The sequence below is a fragment of the Limobrevibacterium gyesilva genome (assembly GCF_025989185.1).
Classification (GTDB): domain Bacteria; phylum Pseudomonadota; class Alphaproteobacteria; order Acetobacterales; family Acetobacteraceae; genus Limobrevibacterium; species Limobrevibacterium gyesilva.
On the sequence record NZ_JAPDNT010000005.1, the window covers coordinates 14,920 to 41,512 of the forward strand.

Annotated in this window: 24 protein-coding genes; 16 read left to right on the forward strand and 8 right to left on the reverse strand. The window is 66.3% G+C overall.

The window, feature by feature from the left end; translation table 11 throughout:
* Positions 1–76 precede the first annotated feature (76 nt).
* Genes OL599_RS09155 through OL599_RS09170 form a run of 4 tightly spaced genes read left to right on the forward strand, consistent with a single transcriptional unit; the run spans position 77 to position 4,376 of the window.
* Positions 77–1,555 carry an aldehyde dehydrogenase gene (locus OL599_RS09155; RefSeq protein ID WP_264713403.1) on the forward strand — a complete coding sequence of 493 codons (1,479 nt, stop codon included), beginning with the start codon at positions 77–79 and terminating at the stop codon, positions 1,553–1,555.
* Between the two features lie 48 nt (positions 1,556–1,603).
* Positions 1,604–2,392 (forward strand): ABC transporter permease, encoded by a 789-nt coding sequence (locus tag OL599_RS09160; protein ID WP_264713404.1) that lies wholly within the window; start codon positions 1,604–1,606, stop codon positions 2,390–2,392.
* Positions 2,389–3,408 carry an ABC transporter ATP-binding protein gene (locus tag OL599_RS09165; RefSeq protein ID WP_264713405.1) on the forward strand — a complete coding sequence of 340 codons (1,020 nt, stop codon included), beginning with the start codon at positions 2,389–2,391 and terminating at the stop codon, positions 3,406–3,408. Before OL599_RS09160 ends, OL599_RS09165 begins: the two co-directional genes overlap by 4 nt.
* Positions 3,405–4,376, forward strand: a complete 972-nt coding sequence (locus tag OL599_RS09170; protein WP_264713406.1) for an ABC transporter ATP-binding protein — start codon at positions 3,405–3,407, stop codon at positions 4,374–4,376. Before OL599_RS09165 ends, OL599_RS09170 begins: the two co-directional genes overlap by 4 nt.
* 25 nt (positions 4,377–4,401) lie before the next feature.
* Here the strand turns inward: OL599_RS09170 and OL599_RS09175 are convergent, their stop codons facing one another.
* On the reverse strand, positions 4,402–5,142 hold the full coding sequence (locus OL599_RS09175) for an SDR family oxidoreductase (RefSeq protein WP_264713407.1): 741 nt from the start codon (positions 5,140–5,142) through the stop codon (positions 4,402–4,404).
* Between the two features lie 176 nt (positions 5,143–5,318).
* On the opposite strand from OL599_RS09175, the gene OL599_RS09180 reads away from it, so the two are divergent.
* The 11 genes from OL599_RS09180 (at position 5,319) to OL599_RS09230 (ending at position 17,047) form a co-directional block, all read left to right on the forward strand.
* The gene (locus tag OL599_RS09180) at positions 5,319–6,257 is read left to right on the forward strand and encodes a LysR substrate-binding domain-containing protein (protein WP_264713408.1); all 939 of its coding nucleotides are present in this window, start codon (positions 5,319–5,321) and stop codon (positions 6,255–6,257) included.
* 155 nt (positions 6,258–6,412) lie between these two features.
* A complete protein-coding gene (locus OL599_RS09185; RefSeq protein ID WP_264713409.1) occupies positions 6,413–7,297 on the forward strand; it encodes an NAD(P)-dependent oxidoreductase in 885 nt (294 codons plus the stop codon).
* Positions 7,298–7,335: 38 nt separating this feature from the next.
* Positions 7,336–8,757 (forward strand): MmgE/PrpD family protein, encoded by a 1,422-nt coding sequence (locus OL599_RS09190; protein WP_264713410.1) that lies wholly within the window; start codon positions 7,336–7,338, stop codon positions 8,755–8,757.
* A 136-nt stretch (positions 8,758–8,893) separates the two neighbouring features.
* A complete protein-coding gene (locus tag OL599_RS09195; protein ID WP_264713411.1) occupies positions 8,894–9,850 on the forward strand; it encodes a branched-chain amino acid ABC transporter permease in 957 nt (318 codons plus the stop codon).
* On the forward strand, positions 9,850–11,628 hold the full coding sequence (locus OL599_RS09200) for a branched-chain amino acid ABC transporter ATP-binding protein/permease (protein WP_264713412.1): 1,779 nt from the start codon (positions 9,850–9,852) through the stop codon (positions 11,626–11,628). Before OL599_RS09195 ends, OL599_RS09200 begins: the two co-directional genes overlap by 1 nt.
* A gap of 31 nt (positions 11,629–11,659) precedes the next feature.
* Positions 11,660–12,322 carry an ABC transporter ATP-binding protein gene (locus OL599_RS09205; protein WP_456306696.1) on the forward strand — a complete coding sequence of 221 codons (663 nt, stop codon included), beginning with the start codon at positions 11,660–11,662 and terminating at the stop codon, positions 12,320–12,322.
* Positions 12,323–12,366: 44 nt separating this feature from the next.
* On the forward strand, positions 12,367–13,599 hold the full coding sequence (locus tag OL599_RS09210) for an ABC transporter substrate-binding protein (protein ID WP_264713414.1): 1,233 nt from the start codon (positions 12,367–12,369) through the stop codon (positions 13,597–13,599).
* 36 nt (positions 13,600–13,635) lie between these two features.
* Entirely contained in the window at positions 13,636–14,871 is a 1,236-nt protein-coding gene (locus tag OL599_RS09215; protein ID WP_264713415.1) for an ABC transporter substrate-binding protein, read from the forward strand.
* A gap of 62 nt (positions 14,872–14,933) precedes the next feature.
* The gene (locus tag OL599_RS09220) at positions 14,934–15,326 is read left to right on the forward strand and encodes a carboxymuconolactone decarboxylase family protein (RefSeq protein WP_264713416.1); all 393 of its coding nucleotides are present in this window, start codon (positions 14,934–14,936) and stop codon (positions 15,324–15,326) included.
* A 99-nt stretch (positions 15,327–15,425) separates the two neighbouring features.
* Positions 15,426–16,259, forward strand: a complete 834-nt coding sequence (locus OL599_RS09225) for an N-acyl homoserine lactonase family protein (protein WP_264713417.1) — start codon at positions 15,426–15,428, stop codon at positions 16,257–16,259.
* Positions 16,259–17,047, forward strand: coding sequence for an SDR family oxidoreductase (locus OL599_RS09230; RefSeq protein WP_264713418.1), 789 nt, complete (start codon positions 16,259–16,261; stop codon positions 17,045–17,047). Before OL599_RS09225 ends, OL599_RS09230 begins: the two co-directional genes overlap by 1 nt.
* On the opposite strand, the gene OL599_RS09235 is transcribed toward OL599_RS09230, so the two are convergent.
* From OL599_RS09235 to fdxA, 7 genes are all read right to left on the reverse strand, one after another.
* Entirely contained in the window at positions 17,044–18,390 is a 1,347-nt protein-coding gene (locus OL599_RS09235; RefSeq protein ID WP_264713419.1) for an MmgE/PrpD family protein, read from the reverse strand. The genes OL599_RS09230 and OL599_RS09235 overlap by 4 nt on opposite strands.
* Positions 18,391–18,542: 152 nt before the next feature.
* A complete protein-coding gene (locus tag OL599_RS09240; RefSeq protein ID WP_264713420.1) occupies positions 18,543–20,822 on the reverse strand; it encodes an adenosylcobalamin-dependent ribonucleoside-diphosphate reductase in 2,280 nt (759 codons plus the stop codon).
* A 458-nt stretch (positions 20,823–21,280) separates the two neighbouring features.
* Positions 21,281–21,553, reverse strand: a complete 273-nt coding sequence (locus OL599_RS09245) for a hypothetical protein (protein WP_264713421.1) — start codon at positions 21,551–21,553, stop codon at positions 21,281–21,283.
* Between the two features lie 208 nt (positions 21,554–21,761).
* Positions 21,762–22,109 (reverse strand): carboxymuconolactone decarboxylase family protein, encoded by a 348-nt coding sequence (locus tag OL599_RS09250; protein WP_264713422.1) that lies wholly within the window; start codon positions 22,107–22,109, stop codon positions 21,762–21,764.
* A gap of 33 nt (positions 22,110–22,142) precedes the next feature.
* Positions 22,143–23,738 carry a cytochrome c oxidase subunit I gene (ctaD, locus tag OL599_RS09255; protein WP_264713423.1) on the reverse strand — a complete coding sequence of 532 codons (1,596 nt, stop codon included), beginning with the start codon at positions 23,736–23,738 and terminating at the stop codon, positions 22,143–22,145.
* 126 nt (positions 23,739–23,864) lie between these two features.
* Positions 23,865–25,064 carry an NnrS family protein gene (locus OL599_RS09260; RefSeq protein ID WP_264713605.1) on the reverse strand — a complete coding sequence of 400 codons (1,200 nt, stop codon included), beginning with the start codon at positions 25,062–25,064 and terminating at the stop codon, positions 23,865–23,867.
* Positions 25,061–25,414: a ferredoxin FdxA gene (fdxA, locus tag OL599_RS09265; RefSeq protein WP_264713424.1), complete on the reverse strand. Its 354-nt coding sequence runs from the start codon at positions 25,412–25,414 to the stop codon at positions 25,061–25,063. Before fdxA ends, OL599_RS09260 begins: the two co-directional genes overlap by 4 nt.
* 671 nt (positions 25,415–26,085) lie before the next feature.
* Here fdxA and OL599_RS09270 point away from each other — a divergent pair.
* On the forward strand, positions 26,086–26,520 hold the full coding sequence (locus tag OL599_RS09270; protein WP_264713425.1) for a hypothetical protein: 435 nt from the start codon (positions 26,086–26,088) through the stop codon (positions 26,518–26,520).
* Positions 26,521–26,593 lie beyond the last annotated feature (73 nt).

Sequence of the window (26,593 nt, forward strand, 5' to 3'; positions counted from 1 at the left end):
CGGGTATCTGTATACCGTATGACAAACTGGGGCCCAGTCCCGCCCAAGCCTGCCATGTGCAGCGCCAGGAGTTGCCATGGTTCGATCGTTCGAGATGTATGTTGACGGCGCCTTCAGCGGGGCCGAGCAGGATAGGCGCTTTCTGTCGGTCAACCCGGCGACCGGCGAGCCCTGGGCCTCTATCCCCGATGCCAGCGCCGCGGATGTCGATCGCGCGATCCAGGCCGCGCACCGGGCATTCCGTCAGGGACCGTGGCCGAAGCTCGGCGCGAGCGAGCGGGGCGAGCTGTTGCGCAAGCTGGCCGACCGCCTCGCGCGTGACGGTGATTCGCTCGGCCGCATCGAGACGACGGATACCGGCAAGCTGCTGAAGGAGACGACGTGGCAGGCCGCCAACACGGCGCGGATCTACAGCTATTATGCGGGGCTGGCCGACAAGCTCGAAGGCCGCATCCCGCCCGCGACTGGCAACAAGCTCCTGAACCTCGTCTTCCATGAGCCGGTCGGCGTGGTCGCCGCGATCATTCCGTGGAACTCCCAGCTGCAGCTTGCTTCCTACAAGATCGCGCCGGCGCTTGCGGCCGGCAACACCATCGTCGTCAAGGCTTCGGAGGATGCCTCCGCGCCGCTTCTGGCGTTCGCGCGCGTCATGGCGGAGGTCGGCTTTCCGCCGGGCGTGTTCAACGTCATCAGCGGCCAGGCCGATCCGTGCGGCATCGCGCTCACGCGCCATCCCCTGGTGCGGCGCATCGCCTTCACGGGTGGCCTCGAGACCGCCCGCCGCATCATCCCGAACACGGCGCACAACATCGCCCGCCTGTCGCTCGAGCTTGGCGGCAAGTCTCCGGTCATCGTCTTCGAGGACGCCGACCTCGACAGTGTCGTCAACGGCGCGATGGCTGGCATCTTCGGCGCGAGCGGACAGAGCTGCGCCGCGGGATCGCGGCTCATGCTCCAGGACAATATCTACGACGAGGTCACGGCCCGGCTGGTGGCGCGCACCAAGGCGATCCGTATCGGCGATCCGCTCGATCCGGCGACCGACATGGGGCCGCTGGCCACGGACAAGCAGCGGCAGCGCATCGAGCAGCTGCTGGCGCAATCGCTGACGCAGGGCGCAAAGTTGCTGTGCGGCGGCGAACGCCCTGCCGACCGGGAGAACGGCTTCTACTACACGCCCACCATCGTCGCCTGTGACAGCCAGGACTATCCGATCGTGCGCGAGGAACTGTTCGGGCCGGTGCTCAGCGTCCTTCGCTTCAAGGACGAAAACGAGGCGATCGCCCTCGCCGATGACTCGCAATATGCCTTTGCGGGCGGCGTGTTCACGCGCGATTTTCCAAAGGCGTTGCGCGTCTGTCGAGCCATCCAGGCGGGACGGATCTGGGTCAACACCTACCGCGCCACGGCAGCAAACGTGCCCTTCGGCGGCTTCCGCTCCAGCGGCTATGGTCGCGAAGGTGGCATCGAGGCGCTGCACGACTATACGGAGACCAAGGCCGTCATGATCAACGCAACGGGCGAGCCCGTGGCTGACCCCTTCGTCATGCACTGACGGCGGCTGTTGCATGATCCTTCCCGCAAGCGCGTGCGTGACACAACTATGCTGAGCCTCTTCACCAAGCCGCGCGGGGTCGCCGGCCTTGCCATCGTGCTGGCGGTCGGTCTGATCGTCACCTTCGCTCCGCTCCTCGCACCCTTCGATCCGACCCAGAGCAGCGTGTTCTTCCTGGCACCGCCCGATGCAGAGCGCTGGATGGGTACCGACGACCTGGGCCGCGACACTTTTTCCCGCTTGCTCTACGGCGGCCGCTCCTCGCTCATCGTCGGCATGGGGGCCGCCGTGATCGCGACGCTCGTGGGCGTTCCCATCGGCCTCGCCGCTGGTTACCTGGGCGGGAAGTTCGACGTCGTGGCGCGGCAGTTCATCGACCTGTTCATCGCCCTGCCGGGTCTTGTCCTCGCGCTGATCATCACAGCGGTGATGGGGCCGACTTTGTTCAACCTCGTCCTGGTCCTCGGCTTCGTGAGCTGGCCCAAGGTGGCGCGCCTCGCCCGCGGACAGGCGCTCGCGATCCGCGAATCCGTCTTCGTGGAAGCCTCGCGCGCGGTCGGCGCGGGACCGGCCTGGATCATCCACGCCCATATCTGGCCGAACGTCGTACGCATCATCGCCGCGCAGTTCGCCCTCACCGTCGCCTATTCGATCTTCACCTCCGCCAGCCTCAGCTTCCTCGGTCTCGGCGTGCCGCCGCCGACGCCCGATTGGGGCGCCATGGTGCGCACGGGCTTCGACTATCTCGCCCTCAACCCCAGCATGAGCATGGCCCCGAGCGGCGCGGTCGCGCTCACCGTGTTCGGCTTCTATCTCATCGGCACGAGCATCGAATGACGGGCATCACCGAGGCAGCGCCGCTGCTCGTCGTTGACAACCTGGTCGTCAGTTTCGGTCGCGCCCCGCGCAGCGTCGTGGCCGCCCGCGGCGTCTCTTTCGAAATGCGCCGGCAGGAAGTGGTCGCGCTCGTCGGCGAATCCGGCTCGGGCAAGTCGACCACGGGCCTCGCCCTGCTCGGTCTCGTCGGCGACGGCGCCGCGTCGGTCGAGGGATCGATCCGGATCACGCGCAAGAATGGCATGACAGACGATGTGGCCGCCCTGCCGGAGCGGCGGTTGCGCCAGCTGCGCGGCAACGACGTCGCCATGATCTTCCAGGAGCCGATGTCGTCGCTCAACCCGATCTATACGATCGGCACACAGATCATCGAAGCCCTGACCGTGCACCGCCGCATGTCCCAACGCGAGGCGAGGGGCGAGGCCCTCAGCCTGTTGACGCAGCTCGGCGTGGCAAGTCCAGAAAAATGCCTCGTCAGCTATCCCCATCAGCTCTCGGGCGGCATGCGTCAGCGGGTGATGATCGCCATGGCCCTCAGCGGCAGGCCCGCCCTGCTGATCGCGGACGAGCCCACGACGGCGCTCGACGTGACCATCCAGGCGCAGATCATCGACATCCTGAAGGCGCTGCAGCACGAAACCGGCATGGCGATCCTGTTCGTGACGCACGACCTCGGTCTCGTCAGCGAACTCGCCGAGCGGGTGCTCGTGATGTATGCCGGCCAGATCGTGGAAGAGGGGCCGGTCGACCGGGTCTTCGCGCAGCCACGCATGCCCTATACGCAGGCCTTGATGCGGTCGCGCCCGCGCCTCGGCGGCAAGGGCACGAAGATCGAGGCCATCCCTGGCACGGTGCCAAATCTCGCCGCCTTGCCGCAGGGCTGCAGCTTTCATCCGCGCTGCCCGCATTTCCTGCCCGGCCGGTGCGACGCAACCGAGCCACCGCTGGAGGTGGCCGAGCCAGGGTGGAAAATCCGCTGTATCCGCTGGCGCGAACTCGAAGAGGGCGGCCTATGACGGCGGAACCGCTGCTGCAGGTCCGACGCCTGAGCAAGCTTTACGATATCCGGCAGGGCCTGTTCTCCCGCCTCGTCGGGCATGTGCGGGCGGTGGACGACGTCTCCTTCGACATCGGCACCAGCGAGGTGCTGGGCCTTGCGGGTGAATCGGGTTCGGGCAAGACCACCATCGGCCGCTCGGTGCTGCGGCTCGTAGAGCCGACCTCCGGCAGCATCCGTTTCGAGGGAAAGGAAGTCACGGCCTTCGATCGGCCGCAGCTGCGCGACTTTCGTCGGTCGGCACAGATCGTGTTCCAGGATCCCTACGCCTCCATCGATCCGACGATGAGCGTCGGCGATGCGATTGCCGAGCCGCTGCGCGTCCAGGGCCTGGCCAGCCGCTCCGAGATCCCGGACCGGGTGGAGAAGCTGCTGACGGACGTGGCGCTGCCCGCCGATTTCGCCCGGCGGCGGCCGAGCGACCTGTCAGGCGGCCAGCGGCAACGTGTGGTGATCGCGCGGGCGCTCGCGGTCGGCCCGCGCTTCATCGTGGCGGACGAGCCGGTCTCGGCTCTCGACGTATCGATCCAGGCGCAGATCATCAGCCTGCTCGAAGATCTCAAGAGTCGGCTCGGTCTGGCGATGCTGTTCATCTCGCACGATCTTGCGGTGATGGAATATCTCTCCGACAGGATCGCGGTCGTCTATCTCGGCAAGCTCATGGAGATCGGGCCGAGCCGCGACGTGGTCGCCACGCCGAAGCACCCGTATACCGAGGCGCTGATTTCGGCCGTGCCGGACCCGTCGAGCCGCCGCAAACGCATCATTCTGAAGGGCGACGTGCCGAGCCCGGTGTCTCCGCCCTCAGGCTGCGTCTTCCGCACGCGCTGTCCTTATGCGCTGCCGGACTGTGCGGCCGCGGTGCCGGCCACGCGTGAGGTGCGTCCCGGCCATTTCAAGGCCTGCATCCGCGACGACATCCTGTAGCGCGCGGGTTCCGGCCCCCTGCTCGTCAATACCGGTTGGCAGGGAGGACCATGATTTCGGCGATCTGGACGTGAGGCGGTTGGTCGAGCGCGAAGACGATTACACGTGCGACGTCTGCCGGCTCTAGCGCCATCTTGAACTGGTCGAAATATGCCTGCTCCTTCGCGCGATCACCGCGATAGCGCGTAACGATGATGCCGGTGCGGGTGAGGCCCGGCAGAATCTCGGTGACGCGGATCGCGGTTTCGGCGAGTTCGCCGCGGACCGTCTCGGTGAACATCCGCACGCCCGCCTTGCTGGTCGAGTAGGCCGCCATGTCCGGGACGATCCGGACCGCGTTGATCGAGCTGATATTGACGACGTGGCCACTGTTGCGGGCGACCATCCCGGGCAGGATGGCGCGGGTCACGCGCATCGTCCCGATCAGATTGGTGCGGATGATGTCTGTCCAGTCGTCGGGCGAGCCTTGGTCGAAGCGCGTGCGCCCGCCGATATCGTGGCCGGCGTTGTTGATCAGGACATCGATTGGACGGAACGTTTCGGGAAGGTCGTCGAGAATACGGTCGACGGCCGCGTGATCTGAAATGTCCAGGCAGACCGTATGCGCCATGTTGCCGAGCTCGGCGGCGAACTCCGCCAACGGCCCGGCATTGCGGTCGACCAGAACGACGCGCCGGCCGGTCGCCACCACGGCACGCCCGATCGCGCGCCCCAGCCCTCCGGCCGCTCCCGTCAGGAGCACCACTCCAGTCGTTTCCTGGTCCATCATCATCTCCCTGAACGCGTCCGGGGCGCCTTTCGGCGGGTCTGCCCGTCGTCTTGCCCGGGGCCGACCTTCCCGAGAATGGCAGAGACGCAGGCCTATGTCCGCTACCGGGCCCATGCTAACTGTTATGCTGAAATCAAGGTCACCGAACCGACTCCGAGTGGAATTGGACGCGGATGGATCTCAAGCAACTCAAGGCGTTCGAAACGCTGGCCGAGTTCGGCTCCTTCTCGCGCGCCGGTGCCGTGCTGTCGGTCGCCCAGCCGGTGCTCAGCCGGCAGATCAAGGCGCTTGAGCAGGAACTGGGGATCGAACTGTTCCATCGGAACGGCCGCGGTATCGTGCTGACCGAGGCGGGGAGGCTGCTGCATAGTTATGCGAGCGGTGTCCTCGATACGGTTAGGCGGGCGACGACCGAGGTGATTGCGCTGCGATCGAGCCCACGCGGCACCATCGCCATCGGCATGCCGCCCTCGGTGGGGTCCGTCCTGACGGTGCCGCTCGTCCAGCACTTCCGGTCCGAATTTCCACTGATCGCGATGCGGGTGGTCGAGGGGTTCAGCGGCCACCTCCTCGAATGGTTGATCACCGGCAAGATCGATGTCGCGGTTCTCTACAACGCGCCCCGCACCAGCAACCTGCGGGCGGAGCCGCTCGTCCAGGAGGAGATCAGCCTGCTTGGCCCGGTGGACGACCGGATGGGGCTCGCCGCAGGGCCGGTGCCGGCGTCGCGGCTCGCCGAGATTCCGATGATCCTGCCCAGCCGCCCGCACGGGTTGCGCATCGTGCTGGACGCCTTGCTGGGCAAGGCCCAGATCGTGCCGCGCATCGAGCTTGAAGTGAACGCCATGCCCTCGACCCTGAGGCTCGTCGAGTCCGGCATGGGTTACACGCTGCTGTCGTATGGGCCGGCCCGCTCCCTGGTCGAGGCAGGCCGCCTGCGCAGTTGGTCGATCGTCGATCCCGTGCTCACCCGGCAGTTGATTCTCGCGACCTCCAGCCAACGGCCGACCACCACTGCGACGCGCGCGCTCGCCCTGATGGTGCGCCAGCAGATCCACGATCTCGTCCGGCGGGGCCTGTGGGCCAGCGGCGCACGCACGACCATCCCCTGATCGGGCAGACGCGGCGGCGAATGCCGGGCGCGGGAAAGCTGTTATTCCGCAAACAACGATGCCTCTCACCGGCCGCAACGCTTAACGTCCGCCCCGCGTGAATGGATCGGCGGGCGCCGCCTGTCGGTGAGGGAGAATCGTTGATGGCAAATGAGATGCTTGGCTTCGTGGGTGTCGGCCGCATGGGGGGGCCGATGGCAGGCCGGCTGCTCGATGCCGGTTATTCGCTGTGCGTGTACGACAGGGACCCGGAAGCCGCAGCGCCGTTGGTCGCCCGCGGCGCGCGGCTCGCCCGCTCCCCGGCCGAGGTCGCCTCGACCGCCGAGATCGTGCTGATGAGCCTGCCGACGCCGGACGTCGTCAAGGCGGTGACGCTGGGGGAGAACGGCATCGCCGGTGGCAACCGTGTGCGCAGCCTCATCGACCTTTCGACCACCGGGCCCGGTGCGGCCACGATTGCGGCGCGCGGGATGGCCGAGCGCGATGTAACCTGGATCGATGCGCCGGTGAGCGGCGGGGTCGCTGGTGCCAAGGCCGGAACGCTGGCCGTCATGGTGTCCTGCCCCCGCGAGACCTATGATACGAAAATCGCGCCGATCCTGAAGGTCTTCGGCAAGACCTTCTATACGGGCGACAAGCCGGGCCTGGCCCAGACCGCGAAGCTCGTGAACAACCTGCTGGCGGCGGCGGCGCTTGTCATCTCGTCGGAGGGGATGGCGATGGGGGTCAAGGCGGGCCTCGACCCCAAGGTCCTGCTCGACATCATCAATGTGAGCTCCGGCCGCAACAGCGCGACGCAGGACAAATTCCCGCGTTCGATCCTGCCCGGCACCTTCGATTACGGCTTCACCACGGCGCTCTCCTACAAGGATGTCAGGCTCTGCCTCGATGAGGCCGAAGCCATGGGCATTCCGATGATCATGGGGGCCGTGGTGCGCCAGATCCTGGCTTTGACCCAGGCCAAATACGGGCCGGATTCCGATTTCACGTCCATCGCCAAGCTGTCGGAGGAATGGGCGGGCGTCGAGATCAGGGGATAGCGGACCGCAGGAGCGGGGGCAGGCACGGGACAAGCGGCATGATGACGATCGACTCGCCTGAGGTGAACGGAACCTCGGTCGCCCGCGCGATGCTGCGCTCGGTGCGTTCGATGGAATTGTCGGACCTGTCGGCGCCCGCATGCGACAAGCTCAAGATCTGCCTGCTCGACTTCCTCTCATGTGCGTTCGAGGCGCACGACCTGCCATGGAGCCGGCAGGCGACCGCCATTGCCGCCAAGGCCACGTCCGGCGCCACCATCCTGGGGTCGGACGTCGTCGCGCCGGCGGCCGACGCCGCGTTCGCCAACGCGACCCTTGGGCATGGGCTGGTCCGCGAAGACATGCATGCGGGCAGCATCGGCCATCATGGCGTGGTGATCTGGCCCGTTCTGCTGGCGCTCGCGCAGCGCAATACTGTGTCGGGCGCGCGGTTTCTGACTGCCGCGGCGATCGGCTACGAAATCGGCGGGCGGATCGGGCGGGCGTTGTTCACTGCCGATCTCGCATTGTTGTTCCGCCCGACCGGGATCCTCGGTCCGCTGGCGGGTGCCGCGGCAGGCGGCTACCTGCTGTCGTTGCCGGAGGATGCCGCGGTTTCGGCCCTGGCACTCGCGGCCAACACGGCTTCGGGCCTGAATCAGTGGCCCTATGAGGGCGGCAGCGACATGTATTTTCATCCGGGGTTCGCTGCCCGCGGCGCGATTACATCGATCGCGCTCGCGCAGGCGGGCGCGTACGGGTCCGAAAATATTCTGGAGGGAGAGGGCGGGCTGTTCGCCGCATTTCGGCGCGCGGCGGCGCCGGCTGCGATCCAGCTGTTTCCGGACGGCCAGGAGGAAATTCTTGCCGTCTACAACAAGCCCGTTCCGGCCTGCAATTTCGCGCAGACCGCCTGCCAGGCGGCGATCCGCGTCGCCGAGGAAGTGGACAGCATCGACGCCATCGAATCGGTTGCGGTTCATCTGCCGGAGGCGGCGATCCGCTACCCGGGATGCGACTTCAACGGCCCGTTCGAGCGGGCCCTGCAGGCCAAGATGAGCATCCAGTACGGCGTGGCCGCGGCACTCGTTCGCAAGGCGGTGGCGGAGGAGAACTACCGGCGGCTCGACGACCCGGCGGTGTTGCGCCTTGCCCGCCTGACCCGCCTCAAACGCGACGCGGATTTCACCACCGCCTTCCCGGACAGGCAGGGTGCCGAGGTCGAGGTCTCGCTGTCGACGGGCGCCAGGATCAGCCGCCGCATCACCGACGTCATCGCCGCCACCGAGGGCGAGATTCGCGTGCGCTTCCGCGCCGCGGCGGGCGCCGTGCTCGGGCCGAGCCGGGCCGATGCGATCGAGCAGATGGTGGACCGGCTGGAGCGTGCCGAGGATGCAGGGCGCGTCGCGGCACTCTGCGCGCCGCATCTGCGAGGTGCCAGGCCACGCTCGGCCGCCCGTGCCGCGTCCAGGGGTGACTGACAGGCAGCCGGGTCGGCCGCGCTGACGACGCAATGAGGCAAGCGAGCGGAAAGCTCGAAGGGAACACGAATGGGAGGAGATCACCAATGGGCGACGGGTTGACCGGCATCTCGGCCGGCCGCGCGGGACCGCTCGGATGACGTCGCAGGTCGTCGAGAACATATTGCAGGCACTCGCGGCCGGAATTCTTGCCGGGGCGACGTACGGCCTGATGTGTGTCGGGCTCGGGCTGATATTCGGGGTGATGCGCGTCATCAATTTCGCCCAGGGCGACTTCATGATGCTCGGGATGTACGCGGCCTACTACCTCTTCGCCTCCGCCGGCATTCAGGCGGGGTTCGGCAATGTGGTCGGGCCATATGTGGCAATCCTGCTGTCCGGACCATTGCTGTTTCTGTTCGGCTACTGGATCCACAAGCTGCTGATCTCGCGCGTGACCGGCCAGCGCATGGCCGGGCTCGAGGGCGAGGGCCACTCCGCGCAGCTCATTCTGACGCTCGGCGTTGCCCTCGTGCTGCAGAATGGTGGGCTGATCGTGTTCGGCTCCGTCCTTGCATCGATCCGTACGCCGCTGTCGTCCAGCGCCTGGGAAGTCGGGCCGTTCTGGGGTGACGACATCAGCATCTTCGTCAACAGGTCGCGTGGGATTGCCGCCGTGGTTTCGATCGTCGCCATGGTCGCGCTCGCTGCCCTCATCACGCGGACACGAATGGGCAAGGCGCTGCGCGCCGCGGCCGACAACCCTGTCGCGGCAACCTACATGGGCATCGACATCGACAAATCATATCGGGTCGCGTTCGGACTTGGCACCGCGGTCACCGCCATCGCCGGCGGGCTGCTTGCCACCAACTACCCGTTCCATCCCTATATCGGACTCGACTACGTCATCGTCATGTATGCCGGGGTCGTGCTCGGCGGCCTGGGCAGCATCACCGGCGCCTTCTGGGGCGGCATGACGATCGGGCTCGTGCAGCAGATGTCGACGCTGGTGCTGCCGACGCAGCTGCAGAACGCGGCGATCTTCGTCGTGTTCCTGCTGATCATATTCCTGCGGCCCCAGGGCTTCTTCGGCCGCGCGGTGGAGAGAACCTGATGCAGACGCTCCGGTCTCTCGCACTGCCGCTGCTCGTGGCCGCGGTCTATGCCTGCATCGCGCTGGTCGTTACCAATTCCTATTACCAGCTGATGCTGACGCTGGTTCTCGTGTGGGCGAGTTTCGGCCTCGGGTGGAATATCCTGTCCGGCTATACGGGGCTTGTCTCGTTCGGCCACGCGGCCTTCTTCGGGCTCGGCGCCTACACCACGGCGCTCGGCCAGCTCTACTTCGATCTGACACCGTGGCTGTTGATCCCGGCCGCCGCCGGCGTCGGCGGGGTCGCAGGCCTGCTCGTTGGCCTTCCGACCTTCCGTCTCCGCGGCCATTATTTCGCGCTCGCCATGCTGGCCTACCCGCTGGCGCTGCTCTACGTGTTCGAATGGTTGGGGTATCAGGAGCTCACGCTGCCGATCAAGCGTGAGGCGCCGTTCACCTACATGCAGTTCACCGACCCACGGTTCTACACGCTGGTGGCGCTGGTCATGCTGCTGGCCATCGTCGCCATCACCCGCGCGGTCGAGCGGTCGCGGTTCGGCATGGCGCTGCTTGCCATCAAGCAGAACGAGGCCGCGGCGGAGGCCGCCGGCATCGACACGCTCAACTGGAAGCTCCGTTCCATCGCGCTCTCCGGCGCGATCACGGGCGCGGTCGGCGCGTTCTACGCGGTGGTGCTGCTTGTGGTCACGCCGTCGTCGGTGTTCGGCATGCTCGTCTCGGCGCAGGCGCTGACGGTGTCGATGTTCGGCGGCGTCGGCACCGTGTGGGGCTCGCTGATCGGCGCGGCCGTGCTGATCCCGGTTTCGGAGATCCTGCATGCCCAGCTCGGCGCCCGCATTCCAGGAATCCAGGGAGTTGTTTTCGGGATCGCCATCGTCGCGGTGATCATTGCCGCACCGGAGGGCGTGTACTGGAAGGTGCGTGACCGGCTGCGGCGCGCCGGTCCGGCGGCGGCGCCGACCCCGGCGGCCCCCGCCCGAGTCGACCTCGCGGCGCCGTCCACGCCCGCCCGCGCACAGCGGCCCGACGCCTGGCGGACCGGCAAGGTGCTGCTGTCGGTCAAGGATCTGTCGATATCCTTCGGCGGCCTGAAGGCGGTGCAGGATGTCACCTTCGACATATACGAAGGGATGATCCTGGGGATCATCGGGCCGAACGGCGCCGGGAAGACGACCTTGTTCAATCTGCTGAACGGGTTCCTGTGCCCGGACGCAGGCGAGGTTCTGTTCGACGGCCGCAACATGGTCGGAAGCAAGCCGCACGTGCTCTGCCAGGCCGGTGTCGGCCGCACCTTCCAGATCATGCGCCCATTCCCGCGCATGTCCGTACGCGACAACGTTCGCGTCGGTGCCTATGTGCGTGCGCAAAGCGAGGAGGAAGCCCGCCGCCTGGCCGATGACGCGGTCGATCGCGTGGGGCTGAGCGCGGTCGCCGACAAAGTCGCCGCCGAGCTCACGACCAAGGAGTTGCGCCTCATGGAGCTTGGCCGCGCACTCGCGGGCAAGCCGCGCCTGCTGCTGCTCGACGAGACCTTGGCCGGGCTCGGCCACGGCGAGGCGGACGAGGTCGTGGCGGTGGTCCAGCGCCTCGCGCGCGAGGGCGTCACCATCGCGATCATCGAGCACACGATGCAGTCGATGGTGCGGCTGGTCGATCGCTTCCTGGTGCTCAATCACGGTGCGGTTCTGGCCGATGGCGAACCGGAAGCGGTGACCCGCAACCCGCAGGTGATCGAAGCCTATCTCGGCAAGAAATGGGTGGCCCATGCTGACGCTTGAAGGGGTCTGTGCCGGCTATTCCGTTGTCCCCGTGCTGAAGGATGTGTCGCTGCGCGTCGAGCCGGGGCAGTTCGTCGCGATCGTGGGGCCGAACGGCGCCGGCAAGACGACGCTGTTCAAGACCATTTCCGGCATCGTCCGGCCGAGTGCGGGCTCGATCCAATTCGAAGGTATCGATCTGCTCGCGGTCCCGGCCGCGGCGCGGCCGCATCTCGGCATTGCCCATGTGCCTGAAGGGAGACAGGTCTTTCCCTCGCTTTCGGTGATGGAGAACCTCGAGATGGGGGCGATGACCGCTGCGGGCCAGCGCGGCTGGAAAGAGAACATCGAACGCATTTTCGCGCTGATGCCGGTTCTCGCCGAACGGCGCAGCCAGGTCGCCGGCACGCTGTCCGGGGGTGAACAGCAGATGCTGGCGATCGGGCGCGGCCTCGCCTCGGCCCCCAAGCTTCTGATGCTCGACGAGCCATCGATGGGGCTCGCACCCGCCATTGCCGATTTCATCTTCGAGAAGCTGCAGGAGATCCGTGCGCAGACGAAACTCACGATCCTGCTCGTCGAGCAGCGCGTGGCCGAGGCGCTCGAATCCGCCGATCGCGGCTACGTGCTGGAAGCCGGACGCGTCGTGCTCGAAGGCAACAACGCGACGCTGCGGGCGGACGACCGCATCAGACAGGCCTATCTCGGAATGTGAATGCGCTCGCGGCCCGCAAGGCGAGACAAGAAGGAGGAAGGACGATGACGGACAAGACATTCGCTTTGACCCGGCGCGCTTTGGTTGGCGGTGCCGCGATGGGGCTGGCGACGGCGGCGCACGCGCAGGGACCAGCCAACGTCAAGGTTGGACTGATCGTGCCGCTCTCCGGCCTCTACGCCAGGCCGGGCGCGGTGATGCGCATGGGTGCCGAAATGGGCATCGCCGACGTCAATGCGGCCGGCGGCGTCAAGGCGCTTGGCGGCGCCAAACTGCAGCTCGTCGCACTGGATTGCGGCGACACGGTCGAGAAGGCGAAGAACGCGGCGCAGCGCATGGTGGCGCAGGAGACCGATCTTGTTGCGGCAACGGGGTCCTATCTCAGCTCCTTCACGCTCGCGGTCAGCGAAGTCACCGAGCGCGCGGGCCTGCCGCTGCTGACGCTGTCGTATTCGGATCTGCTGACGGAACGTGGGTTCCGCCACATATTCCAGACCTCGGCGACCGCGGCCGCGCAATCCGAACTCGGCCTGCCGGAGTTGATGAAGCTGGCGGAAGCGGCGTCCGGCAAGCGGCCGAAGACGGTCGCCATCGCCATGGACAACACCGGCACCTCGATTGCGACCGCCAAGGCGCTCAAGGAAAAGCTGTTCCCGCAGCTTGGCCTTCAGCTCGTCATGGACGAGGTCTGGACGCCGCCGCTTACGGACGCAACAGCCTTCATCCAGAAGGTGCGCTCGACCCGCCCGGATTTGTTCCTGTTCATGCCGAACGCAATCTCCGACGCGAAGCTTGGGCTGGAGAAGCTGAACGAGTTCGGACTCGGCCAGGGCCGGATCCCGACGATCTCGTTCAGCATCACGATTGCCGAGCCGGACATGCTCCAGAGCGTCTCGCCGGATGTCGTGCAGGGCATCATGACGATCGTGGCGAACTGGGGCGTAAAGGGTCAGGAGAAACTGCTCGCCGATCTCAAGGCGAAATACAAGGAACCGTGGATGACCCAGAACGTGGTCTCCACCTACGGCGACATGTGGATCGTCAAGGAAGCGCTGGAAAAGGCCGGCAAGGCCGACCGTGCCGCCGTGTCCGAGGCGCTTCATACGCTCGATGCAGGGCCGGCGAAGTATTTCCCCGGTGGCGTTCTGAAATTCGACGACAAGGGAAGGCGCATCGGGGCAGGGGTCGTCGTCGTGCAATGGCAGAACGGGGTGCCCGCGACCGTCTACCCGAACGACCTTGCGGTTGCGACACCGTTCTGGCCGAAACATGCATGAACAACCTACGCAAGAACAGCAACAATGGAGGAAACCATGACGGACCGTAGGGCGCTGTCTCTGACCAGACGCGCGATTCTCGCTGGTACCACGGCCAGCATCGTTGCACCGGCCGCCTTCGCGCAGGCACCCGCGGAGGTGAAGGTCGGCCTGCTGGTGCCGCTCTCGGGCCTTTACGCGCGCCCGGGCGCGGTAATGCGGATGGGCGCCGAGATGGCGATCGATCACATCAACCGGGCTGGCGGGGTGAAGGCGCTCGGCGGCGCCAAGTTCAAGCTCGTCGTGCTGGATTGTGGCGACACGGTCGAGAAGGCGAAGAACGCGGCGCAGCGCATGGTGGCGCAGGAGACAGATCTCGTTGCCGCCAGCGGCGCCTATCTGAGCTCCTTCACCCTTGCCGCGACCGAGGTGACCGAGCGGGCGCAATTGCCGGTCCTGACGCTGTCCTATTCGGACCTGATCACCGAGCGCGGATTCAAATACGTCTTCCAGACGTCGGCGACCGCGGCATCGCAAGCCCGCCAGGCCTTGCCGCTCATCATGAAGCTCGCCCAGAGCGCCTCCGGCAAGGCCCCGAAGACGGTTGCGATCATTACCGACAACACAGGCGCGTCGGTGGCCTCCGCGAAGCCGATGCGCGAGGGCTTGCTCAAGGAGGTCGGCCTCGACCTCGTCATGGACGAGACCTTCACGCCGCCGTTGTCGGACGCGACCCCGCTGATTCAGAAAGTGCGGGCTGCCCGGCCGGATCTTCTGTTCTTCCTGCCGACCGTCATCTCCGACGCGAAGCTCGTGCTCGAGAAGATGAACGAGTTCGGGCTGAGCCAGGGACGGATTCCGACGATCTCGTTCGGGATCGCGATCGCCGAGCCCGACATCCTTCAGACGATCAGCCCGAATCTGCTCCAGGGCGTGCTGACCTGCGTGGGGAGCTGGGCGACCAACGGGCACGAGGAGCTCGTGAAGGAACTGAAGGCCCGATACAACGAGCCCTGGATGACCCAGAACGCGATCTCCACGTACGGCGATATGTGGGTGATCAAGGACGCGCTGGAAAAGGCTGGCAAGGCCGACAAGGTTGCCGTCGCCGAGGCGCTGCGCACGATGGATGGCGGCCCGTCCAAATATTACCCCGGCGGGATCATCAAGTTCGACGACAAGGGGCGGCGGGTCGGCGCCGAGATGACCGTGGTGCAATGGCAGAATGGCATTCCCGTCACCGTCTTCCCCGGACAGCTCGCCGTTGCCGAGCCGTTCTGGCCGAAGCGCTGAAGTCCACCCACCCGGCTGCGAGGCGGGTGGCAGTCTGTAGCTCAACTTAAGGAGAGACCATTATGAGCAAGGAAGTCTTCGATCGCGGCCTGGCCATCCGCAAGGATGTGCTGGGCAAGGAGTTCGTCGAAAAATCTTTCGAGTCCGCCGATGATTTCAACATGCCGATGCAGCACCTCACCACCGAGTACTGCTGGGGCTATGTCTGGGGCCGCGACGGCCTGCCGCGGAAGACGCGCAGCATGCTGAACCTCGCCATGCTGAGCGCGCTCAACCGCAACCACGAATTGCGCATGCATTTGAAGGGCGCGCTCAAGAACGGCGTTACCAAGGCGGAGATCCGCGAGATCTTCCTGCAGGTCGCGATCTATTGCGGCGTGCCGGCGGGGGTGGACTCGTTCCGCACCGCTCGTGAGGTGTTCGCACAGCTGGACCAGGAGGCAGCCGCTCGCTAAGCGGCCCGGCTGGCGCCTCCGCCTCGTTTGTGGAGAGGCGGAGCCGCCAGTTGCGCTCTGGGTCGGGGGTCGCCCGGGAATTCCGCAGGAGCATGAACAATGAACACGACATCGACGAGCCCGGCCGGCCCTGAACCATTCGAGCTTTTCGCGATCCGTTACGGGCGCCACACCGGCCGTCGCGCCTCCGACAACTTCATCGGGGCGGATCTGCACGAGGCTGGCACAGATCTCGAATATTTTGTCTGGGTCGCGCGCCGCTCGGACCGGGTGTTCGTGATCGATACTGGCTTCAATCCTGCCTCGGCCGCCGCGCGCGGCCGGACGATGCTGCGGCTCCCGGCCGACGGGGTGCGCGCGCTCGGCATCGATCCCGACCACGTCGATCAGGTGATTCTCACGCATCTCCACTACGACCATGCGGGCTCGCTCGCCGCCTTTCCGCGCGCCTGCTTCCACGCGCAGGATGCCGAGATCGCCTACGCGACGGGCCGCTGCATGTGCCACCCCTTCCTGCGGCATCCCTATGACGTCGAAGACGTCGTAGGCTTCGTGCGGCACGTCTACGCGAACCGCGTCGCGTTCCACGATGGCTTCGCCGAACTCGCGCCCGGGCTGACGCTGCACAGGGTTGGCGGGCATTCCGCCGGGCTCCAGATCGTGCGGGTCTGGACCCGGCGCGGCTGGGTGGTGGTCGCGTCGGATGCGAGCCATTACTATCAGAACATGCTGCGCGGCATGCCGTTTCCCGCTGTCCACAATGTCGGCGAGATGATGGAGGGGTTTCGGACGGTGCGCGCACTCGCCGATAGTGACGATCATATCGTGCCCGGCCACGACCCGCTTGTCATGGCCATTTATCCTCCCCCTTCGGCGGAACTGGACGGGATCGCGGTCCGTCTCGATACCGCGCCGCGCACTGGTCGGGCCTGATGGGTGCGACGCCGCGCCGGTCCGCCCTCATAACCGGCTCGAGCGGCGGCCTCGGCTACGCGGTGGCGGAGAGCCTTGCCGCCGTGGGATGCGATGTGGTTCTGCACGGGATCGAAGCGCCGGATGGCGTGGAGCCGGCCCGGGCCGCGTTGGCAACGCGGTACGGGATCAGCGCCGCCTACTACCAGGCCGATCTGTCCGATCTGTCCGCGCTCGATCGGCTGATGGCGTTCGTGGCGGACCGGTTCGGCGGGCCCGACATCGTCGTCAACAATGCCGTGGTCCGCCACTTCGCGCCCGTCGAGTGCCTCGCAACAGCCGATTGGCAGCGTTCGCTCGCGGTCAACCTCACGGCGCCGTTCCAGATCATCCGGCTGGCGCTGCCTGGCATGAGGGTGCGCGACTTCGGCCGGATCGTGAACATGTCGTCGCACTATGGGCAACGCGGGGCGACAAACCGCGCCGACTACGTCACGACCAAGGCCGGGATTCTCGGCCTGACGCGGGCCGTGGCGCTGGAGACGGCCGGAACCGGGATCACCTGCAACGCGATCAGCCCCGGCACCTTGCCGACCCCGGCGATCACCGCCCGGATCGACGCCCTGGCGGCAACGCGCAACCTCTCGCGTGAAGAGGCCACGCGCGTCTACATGAAGGAACGTCAGCCGAGCGGCCGCTTCGTCCAACTCGAGGATGTCGGGGCCGCGATATCGTTCCTGTGCGGGCCAGCCGGCCGCGACATCACTGGCGCAGTGATTCCTATCGACGGCGGCTGGTCAGCCGCCTAACCCGCGAGAGCGGCTGTCAGGCGGCTCAAGCCCGCCTTTTCGTCGAGTGTCCAGACCGCCTCGATCACCCTGTCGGCGTCGCAGTGCGGCGAGCCATCGCGCGCAAGTCCGCGCAGCTTCGCTTCGATCTCTGCGTCCGAGAGCGGGCGCTCCAGGCTGCCGCGGGCGTTCACCACCGTCGCGGAGACCGTTTGGCCGTTCGTAAGCGCGACGGTCACCTTTGCGGCCCCGACCGGCATCGTATTGTCGCGTTCGGCCTTCACCTTCGCCCGGAGCGCAACGACGTCCGGGTCGAACACCACCGCATCGGAGAACTCGCGCACGCCCGCCGCGCCGAACAGAAGTGCCACACCAGCGCAATGATGGATGCTGACGCGTGCGTCCCGCGCATTCGCGACAGCCCGGTCGCCACGCGCGAGGAGCAGCGCATCGCCGGAGACGGTCACGGCCGCGATGTCGTTTGCGCGCAGATCGTAGGTGGCGCGCAGATCGAGGCAGGCGTCGATCACGGCGTGCATGACGATCCCGCACGGATACGGCTTGAACGTGTTGCGGGCAAATTCCCAGCGCACACCGAGATCGCCCGTCAATGCCGCCATGTTCAGTTCGTTGCCGCCGGCCCGCGCCCACCCGAGCGGCCCTTCGATGGCGGTGGGCGCGGCTGCCTGTCCCGCCTCGGCGAGCACCGCCGCCAGGATGCCGTTGCGCGCGGCATTGCCGACGCCGGCATTCTTCGCCGCCGTCGGCAGGTTCTCGACGAGCCCCGAGGACAGGCTGGCCGCGATGCCGAGGGCATCCGCCACCTGATCCGCCCTGAGGCCAAGCAGCTTGGCCGCCGCAGCGGCTGCTCCGAACACCCCGCAGGTGGAGGTAATATGCGCACCGCGCGCGTAATGGCCAGGCGAGACGGCAAGCCCGATCCGGCATTCGATCTCGGCACCCGCCACGAAAGCCTCAAGCACCTGCCGGCCGGATAGGTTGCGCCATTCGCCGAGCGCGAGGGCGGTCGGCATCACGGGCGCGGTCGGATGGATGACCGTCGGCAGGTGCGTGTCGTCGAAGTCAAGCAGGTTGATCGCGACAGCGTTGACGAAGGCGGTGCTCGGAGCATCCATGCGCTCGCCACGGCCGATCAGCGCCGCCTGATCTGCACCCGCAAAGCAACGCAGCGTCCGAGCCAGGGTCTCGACCACCGGATCGCGTGCGGACCCGAGGGCGGTCGCAACTCCGTTGAGGAGAGAGCGCTTGGCCGTGTGTCTGACGGAGTCCGGATAATCTTCCCAGCGTGCGTTCGAACTGAATTGGCCGAGCGCCGAACTTGCGGTCTGTTGTTTCGCCAGCATCACTGGAACTTAGAGCCATGCCGTGTGATGCGTAAAGCCGTGCTCACCCACCCAGCCGTACGCATGGCCCGGCTCCACCGTCTCCCGGGCCATACGCGATCTGTCGTCGGCCCCGTCGTTCGAGAAGATGGTGTCGGGCTTTGGGGCAGCCTTCAGCTGCATTTCGACCAGCCGCAGTGCAGGCAAGAGAGGCAGCCGGCCTCCTTGACCAGTCCGGGCTGGCTGCATTTCGGGCAGATCGGGCCGACATGGCTGATGGCCCTGGCCGTCAGGGCGAGCGGCGGCACGGCGTTGTCCGCCATATCGGGCTGTTCCAGAAAGCCGGTCTCGGTCATGTGTCGTTCGATGACGTCGCCGATCGCCGCGACCAGGGAGGGCACATAGCGGCCGTTGCTCCACTGCCCGCCGCGAGGGTCGAACACCTGCTTGAGTTCCTCGGCGACGAAAGCGACCTCGCCGCCGCGGCGGAATACCGCGCTGATCATGCGCGTCAGCGCCACCACCCAGGCGTAGTGCTCCAGGTTCTTCGAGTTCACGAAGATCTCGAACGGCCGGCGCACCCCATCCTGTTCGGTGTCGTTGATGGTGACGTACATCGCGTGCTCGCTGTCCGGCCAGCGCAGCTTGTAGGTGGCGCCGCTCAGTCTGTCGGAACGAAGCAACAGCTCACCTGGAGCCGATGCGACAGGAGGCGGTGGCGCTTCGGCGGGCTTCACCTCCAGCACGGACCCGGTGATCGCGTTCGGCCGGTAGGTCGTGCAGCCCTTGCAACCGCTGCGATAGGCGTCGAGGTAGACCTCCTGGAACGCCTCGAAGCTGATGTCCTCGGGGACGTTCACCGTCTTCGAGATGGCGCTGTCCACATGGCGCTGCACGGCGGCCTGCATCCGCACATGCTCGGCCGGCGACAGGTCCTGCGCGGTCACGAAGTGGTCGGGCAGCTCGGCATCGGCGCCGAACATCTCGCGGAACAGGCGCACGGCGTGGTCCGACACCTCTTCTTCCCGCAGCGAGCCATCCGGTTCGCGGACCCTGCGCGTGTAGCTATGCGCGAACACCGGCTCGATGCCGCTCGATACATTGTCGGCGACCAGCGAGATGGTGCCGGTCGGCGCGATGGACGTCAGAAGCGCATTGCGGATGCCGTTGCGGGCGATCAGGGCGCGCACGTCCTCATCCAGCCCGCGCACCGTCTCCCCGGCCAGATAGGCGTCGCGGTCGAACAGTGGAAAGGCCCCTTTCTCCTGCGCCAGGTGGGCCGATGTTACGTAGGCCGCGCGGTTGATCCGGCGGGCCCAGTCGCCGGCGGCGTGAGCCGCCTCAGGCGATCCGTAGCGCAGGCCGCACATCATCAGGGCATCGGCCACACCAGTCATGCCAAGCCCGATGCGCCGCTTGGAGGTCGCTTCGAAGCGCTGCATCTCCAGGGGGAAGCCCGACACGTCGATCGTGTTGTCCATCATGCGGATCGCCGCCTCCACCAGCTGGTCCAACTGCCGCTCGTCGAGGCGGGCTTGCGGCGTGAAGGGATCGCGGATCAGCCGTGCCAGGTTGATCGAGCCCAGCAGGCAGGCGCCGTAGGCCGGCAGCGGCTGCTCGCCGCAGGGGTTGGTGGAACGGATCGTCTCGCAGTAGGCGAGGTTGTTGCGGGCGTTGATGCGGTCGATGAACAGCACGCCCGGCTCGGCGTAGTCGTAGGTCGCACGCGTGATGCGGTCCCACAGATCCCGCGCCTGGACCGTGCCGTACGTCTTGCCCTCGAACACGAGCGGCCATTCGGTGTCGGCCTCGACCGCCGCCATGAAGGCATCGGTGACCAGCACGGAGAGGTTGAAGTTGCGCAGGCGCCCGGGCTCGCGCTTGGCCGCGACGAAGGCCTCGATGTCGGGGTGATCGCAGCGCAGCGTCGCCATCATCGCGCCGCGTCGCGCGCCGGCCGACATGATGGTGCGGCACATGGCGTCCCACACGTCCATGAACGACAATGGGCCCGATGCGTCCGCGCCGACGCCGTTGACCGGCGCTCCCTTCGGACGCAGCGATGAGAAGTCGTAGCCGATGCCGCCGCCCTGCTGCATGGTCAGCGCCGCCTCGCGCAGGTGCTCGAAGATACTGCCGAGGTCGTCGGGGATGTCGCCCATGACGAAGCAGTTGAACAGCGTCACGCGCCGGTCGCTGCCTGCACCCGACAGGATGCGCCCGGCTGGGAGAAAGCGGAAATCGGAGAGTGCCTCGTAGAAACGCTCCTCCCAGATCGACGGCTCCTTTTCGGAGGTCGCGAGCGCACGTGCGACCCGCCGCCAGCTGTCCTCGATCGTGAGGTCGGTCGGCGTGCCGTCGAGGGCTTTCAGGCGATACTTGGCATCCCAGATCTGCAGCGAGATCGGCTCAATCCGGCTGGCGGCTCCGGTCTCCGCGATGTGGGTGTCCATGACGATCTCCTCGGGGTGTGCGGTTAGTCCAGACGCGTTTCGGTAGCTGGGCCCCGGTCAGTGTATCCGCGAGGACTTTGAGTCGCTACGACGTCGAGGAAGCGGGGCGGCGCAGCCGGCCGGGAGCCCGGCGCGACGTTCAGGTGCGAGCCGCCTGGTGTCGTGCGCATGTCGGCTGCGGCGAAGCGGCGGTCGGGGACGGAAGGGGCAAGCACCGCCTGTCCGAGGCGATGGAAGCCTGGAGGCGGGGGCGCAGGGAAGCGGGCGAGCGCTCGGTACAGCCCCTGGCGTGGAAGGAGGCCGCCGCGGTTCATCGCCGACGACCTGCTGGTGAACTGCGACGACGCGCGGGCCTCCCGGCATACATGCTGCTCTCGCGCCGGGGCGGGCGGCGCGGGCCCGGTCTTACCCTCCCGCGCTCTCTCCGGACGTCGTCGGTAGCGTGACCCCGCCCAGGACTACGCGGCGGTTCCATCGTCCCGTGTCGTTCCGCGCCGCCAGATCCAGGCAGGTGGGTCGCTGGCAGGGAAGGATTCATCGGATGCGACATCGACCGTGTCCGATGGTCCAGCCGGCGCCGGCCGATCCGCCGTGGCCGCCTGGACTTGCCTCACCACCTCCTCGATCAGCACGGCGTGGATCGTGGACAGCTTGCCCTCGACAGCGTCCGAGGCGCCCGTCACGCAGGAACAGAATGTCTCGATAACCGCCCGTTCCGCCAGCGCGTGCAACGGGACAGAACCCTGCGTCAAGATCAGGCGACGTGTTCGCTGCACTGCGGCATCGAACTGCTGGGGGCTTACCGGTTCGTCATACTCGTGCGTCATCAGGGGTCATCCCGACTCGGGGGGCCGGCGAACCGTTGCCCGCCCCACTGGGACCGGAGGGGGCCGCGCGCATGCCGGCCCCACCGCTTCTACGGTCCCGCCTGCACAAGCGTCATGCGGGGTGACGCTCCTCCTCTTCGGCGATCGTGCTCAGCGACAACATGGTATGCGCGTAGGCGCCTCCCGCTCGCATCTCGGCGGCAACCCAGATGGCTTCCATCAACTCCTGCGGCGTGGCGCCGTGTCGCAGCGCCGCCTTGGTATGACCCTTGATGCAATAGGGGCACTGCGTCACATGCGCCACGGCCACCGCGATCACCTGTTTCATCTTGGCGCTCAGCGCCCCATCGGCGAACACGCTGGCACTGAAAGCCTCGAAAGCCGCCTGCGTACCGGGGGCAAGCTCGCGCCGCTTGGCGGCCAGTTCCCGGGTTGCGGCGGGATAGATCGGTTCAGACATGCCTGTTACTCCTTTGCTGCTGCGTTCACGCGGCTACCGGATCTGCGGCAGTTCCTCGAAGGTGTGGAACGGCGGCGGCGACGGGAGGGTCCATTCGAGCGTCGTCGCTCCGTCGCCCCAGTAGTTGGCGGGCACACGTTCGGTCGAGGTGACGGTGCGGTACACCACGTAGAGAAAGACCAGCACGCCCAGACCGCCGATATACGACCCGATCGAGGCGACGAAGTTCCAACCGTAGAATGCGTCCGGATAGTCGGCATAGCGGCGGGGCATTCCCGCCAAGCCCAGGAAGTGCATCGGGAAGAAGGTGAGGTTGACGCCGATGAAGGTAACCCAGAAATGCACCTTGCCCCAGAACTCGGGATACGGGTGCCCCGAGATCTTGCCGACCCAGTAGTAGAAGCCGGCGAAGATCGCGAAGACGGACCCCAGCGACAGGACATAGTGGAAGTGGGCAATCACGTAGTAGGTGTTATGCACGGTCTGATCAATGCCGGCGTTGGCGAGCACCACGCCGGTGACGCCGCCGATCGTGAACACGAAGATAAAGCCCACCGCCCATAGCATCGGCGTCTTGAACTCGATCGACCCGCCCCACATCGTGGCCAGCCATGAAAAGACTTTGATGCCGGTCGGCACGGCGATGATCATTGACGCCGTCATGAAATAGACGCGGGTATCAACGTCCATGCCAGACACGAACATATGGTGAGCCCAAACCACCGAGCCCACGAAGCCGATCGCCACCATGGCATAGACCATGCCGAGATAGCCGAATACGGGCTTCCTGCTGAAGGTGGACACCACATGACTGATGATGCCGAAGCCCGGCAGGATCATGATGTAGACTTCCGGGTGGCCGAAGAACCAGAAGAGGTGCTGGTACAGCACCGGGTCGCCGCCGCCGGCGGGATCGAAGAACGCCGTGCCGAAGTCGCGGTCGAAGATCAGCATCGTGATCGCGGCCGCCAGCACCGGAATCGTCACCAGCAGCATGAACGCCGTCACCAGCTGCGACCACACGAACAGCGGCATCTTATGCAGCGTCATGCCCGGCGCGCGCATGTTGAAGATAGTGGTGATGAAGTTGATCGATGCAAGCAAGGAGCTGATGCCCGTCAGGTGCAGCCCGAACATCGTGCAGTCCAGGCCGATGCCCGGCTGGTAGGTGCTGTTGGACAGCGGCGGATACAGCGTCCAACCGGTACCGGACTCGCCCAGGAGCAGCCCGGTCATGACCAGGCAGAAGGCCGGGACCAGCAACCAGAAGCTGATGTTGTTCAGGCGCGGGAATGCCATCTCGGGCGCGCCGATCAGGATCGGGATGAACCAGTTCCCGAAGCCGCCGATCAGCGCCGGCATGAGCGTGAAGAAGATCATGACCAGCCCGTGCGCGGTCACGATGGTGTTCCATTCCTGGCCGGACGTCACGATCTGCGAACCCGGATGCATCAACTGCGCGCGCATCAGGACCGACAGCAGCCCGCCGACGACGCCGGCAGAGGCCGAGAAGATCAGGTAAAGGGTGCCGATATCCCTGTGGTTGGTGCTGAACAGCCACCGCCTGGCAAAACTCATATTGTGGCTGTCGTGGCCGCCAGCCACCTGATCGTGGGTCGTCACCGACATTTTCGTCCTCCTAAGCACGCAGATCGACTGGGGTACTCAAATCGCTGGGAATCGTCTGGACCGATGCAGGTCGCCATCGGATCAAGATCCGACCCCGGCCTTTGGTCATGAGCGCGCCAGACACCGTCAGGCCGCCTCTCGTGTCTTTGCGGCGGTCACGAGCATGCGGCCGTAGACGATGTCGAACAGGCCGAAGGCGGCGATCCAGCAGATGCCGGACAAGATGAGGAGCGGCATCAGGATGGCTCCGTCCCAGGCGGCCCAGAGCCGCATCAGTGCGGCCAAAGTGACAAGCACGTAGATTGCGATCGTGGCCGGACTCGCGGTCAGCGCCCGTCCCGTATGGCCCAGCGTGACGCGCGTCATGACCGCGAGGATCATGGTGGCGATGGCCCCCGCGGTCAGTGCGTGGATCGCCGCCGAGGTCGGTACCGACGGCACAAGCAGGGAGAGGCCCAGAAGGGTCACACCCAACGCCAGCCACGCATAGCCGACATGGAGAACCAGCAGCAGAGGCTCGGCCGTGGTCGCCGCGCCGCGCCAACGAGAGAGTCGCCAGCCGTTGAACACCCCGCCGATGATGAGGAGGTATCCGAGCGGACGCAGATCAGGGAAAAACGCCCACCCGAGCAGTCCCGTGTGGAGCGTTCCAAGGGCGGCGCGATCCACCCAGTTGCGGCTGGCGGGCGCTGCCCGGCCGCCGTGGGTTGCAAGCCAGTTTCTGGTGAAAAGCGGAACGATCCGACCTCCGATTGCCGAGATCAGGACGATCGCGGCCGTGATGCCCAGTCGCCAGCCGAGTCCGAAGGGTATGGCGACGCCCGCGGCCTCCAGATGCATGAGCAGGTTCGCCAGCGCGAAGACGCCGACCGGAACGGCGAGTGGCAAGTTGCGCCAGTTCCGGGCCGCGACGATCTCGCGGACCACGATGATGAACAGGGCGACCGCAAACGACAGGTCGGCGACGATGGTCAGCCAGGCCGGCATCAGGTCCGAGACCAGACAGGCGGCGCGGCCCAGAACCCAGAGGCCGAGCAGGGCGGTCAATGCCCACCCGTTCACCGGCGGCCGGCCGGTCCAGTTCGGGATGGCCGTGAGCAGAAATCCGGCGACGCTGGCCATCACGAAGCCGAACAGCATTTCGTGGATATGCCACGCCATCGGGCCGAACTGCGTGGGCAGGCTCAGTTGGTCGTTCAGCATGCAGATCCATAGCGCCAGCGCGATCGCGGCCCAGGTTCCGGCGGCAAGAAAGAATGGCCGGAACCCGACGCTCAGAAACGCCGAGGTGCTGCGCCGGGCCGCCCCGGCGACGGCACTGCTCATGTTTCGGAGTCCGGCGTACTCCCCCCGTGCGGCTTGGGACTGAACATGGCCTTCTTTCCCGCAACGCCGTTCCACGCGTCGGCGTCGGCTGGCGGCGGCTCCTTGCGTGCGAGGTTTGGCCATTGCTGCGCATAGGTACGGTTCAACTCGAGCCACGCGGCCGCCTGGCCGTCGCTATCCGGTACAATTGCCTGGGCTGGGCATTCAGGTTCGCAGACGCCGCAGTCGATGCATTCGTCGGGATGGATGACGAGCATGTTCTCGCCAGCGTAGAAGCAGTCCACCGGACAGACTTCGACGCAATCCATGTACTTGCACCGGATACAACTCTCGGTGACCACATATGTCATGGCGTCGCACTCCGACGTACGTTTTGGAATGGTGTGACGAGCGGCGCCCGTGGCGGCGTTCGCCTGGTTCGTTTGGCCAGACGCCGGGCTCGCCCTGTGATGCCTCGATCCGCTCGCGCGCACGATACCTGGATGGAGGAATCGCCCGGCGTCCATGCGGTCCGAGGCATTGAGAGCGCGCCCACGGCCGGGCGCCGCCGGCCTGCAGAGGCAGGCCGGTAAACGGAGGGGCAAACACCCCCTTCGCACCTCTCGCTCCTGCGTTTCATAGCGGCTTCTCGTGTCTGGAAGAGGTATTCGACATGCGTCTTATAGCCGCCCCCGTGCGAAAAGCAATACCTGCGGTACATGTTTTTGAGCGCTGGAACACCGGGCAGAACGGGTGCGTCACGACGCCGTCCGATCAGCGTGCGACGTCACGGGCGCGGGGACAACGAGCCGCCGCGAGGGTTGACTTAGGTTAATGACAAACCGCCTGAACTTCTATTCGGTTGAAGCCTGAGGTCGGCTGCAACCTCGAGAGAGCGTAACCGCCTCGGGCGGCCGCTGGGGTCATGCAATGGGTGGCGCCGGCCAAGATATCACCGCACCTGAAATACGGAGCGCCAGGACAAGCCATGCAGCACCCTAGCTCAAGAAGGCGGCTGGTTCTCACGACAACAGGTCTCACGATGGGCCTGCTGGCGCTTGCCGCGTGCGCCGGCTCGCAATCGAACAATGGCACCCCAGCGGTGCTCAATGGCCAGTCGCCGACCGGCTATATCGACATGTCAGAGATCCAGGCGGCCTATATCGGCAGCGGCACCGGCGGCACGGGCACCCTTCAGTTCGGCGGCAAGACCTATCCCTTCCGCGTCGATGGCGTCGGCATCGGCGGAATCGGCTTCTCTTCGGTGGAAGCGAGCGGCGAGGTGTACAACCTCCTTGACCTCCGGCAGTTTCCCGGCACCTACGCGCAAGGCCGCTACGGCTTCGCCCTGGGTAACGTGAGTGGCGGCGACCTGTGGCTGAAGAACGAGAACGGCGTGGTTCTCCACCTTGTGGCCAAGCGCACCGGGCTGATGCTGAGCCTGGGCGCCGACGCCATCATGATCACGCTGACCTAGAATGCCGTCCCCCGCCGTCCGTCCGGGGCGGCGATGCTCCGGCCTGCGGCGGGCGCCTGGTGGGGCCACGATG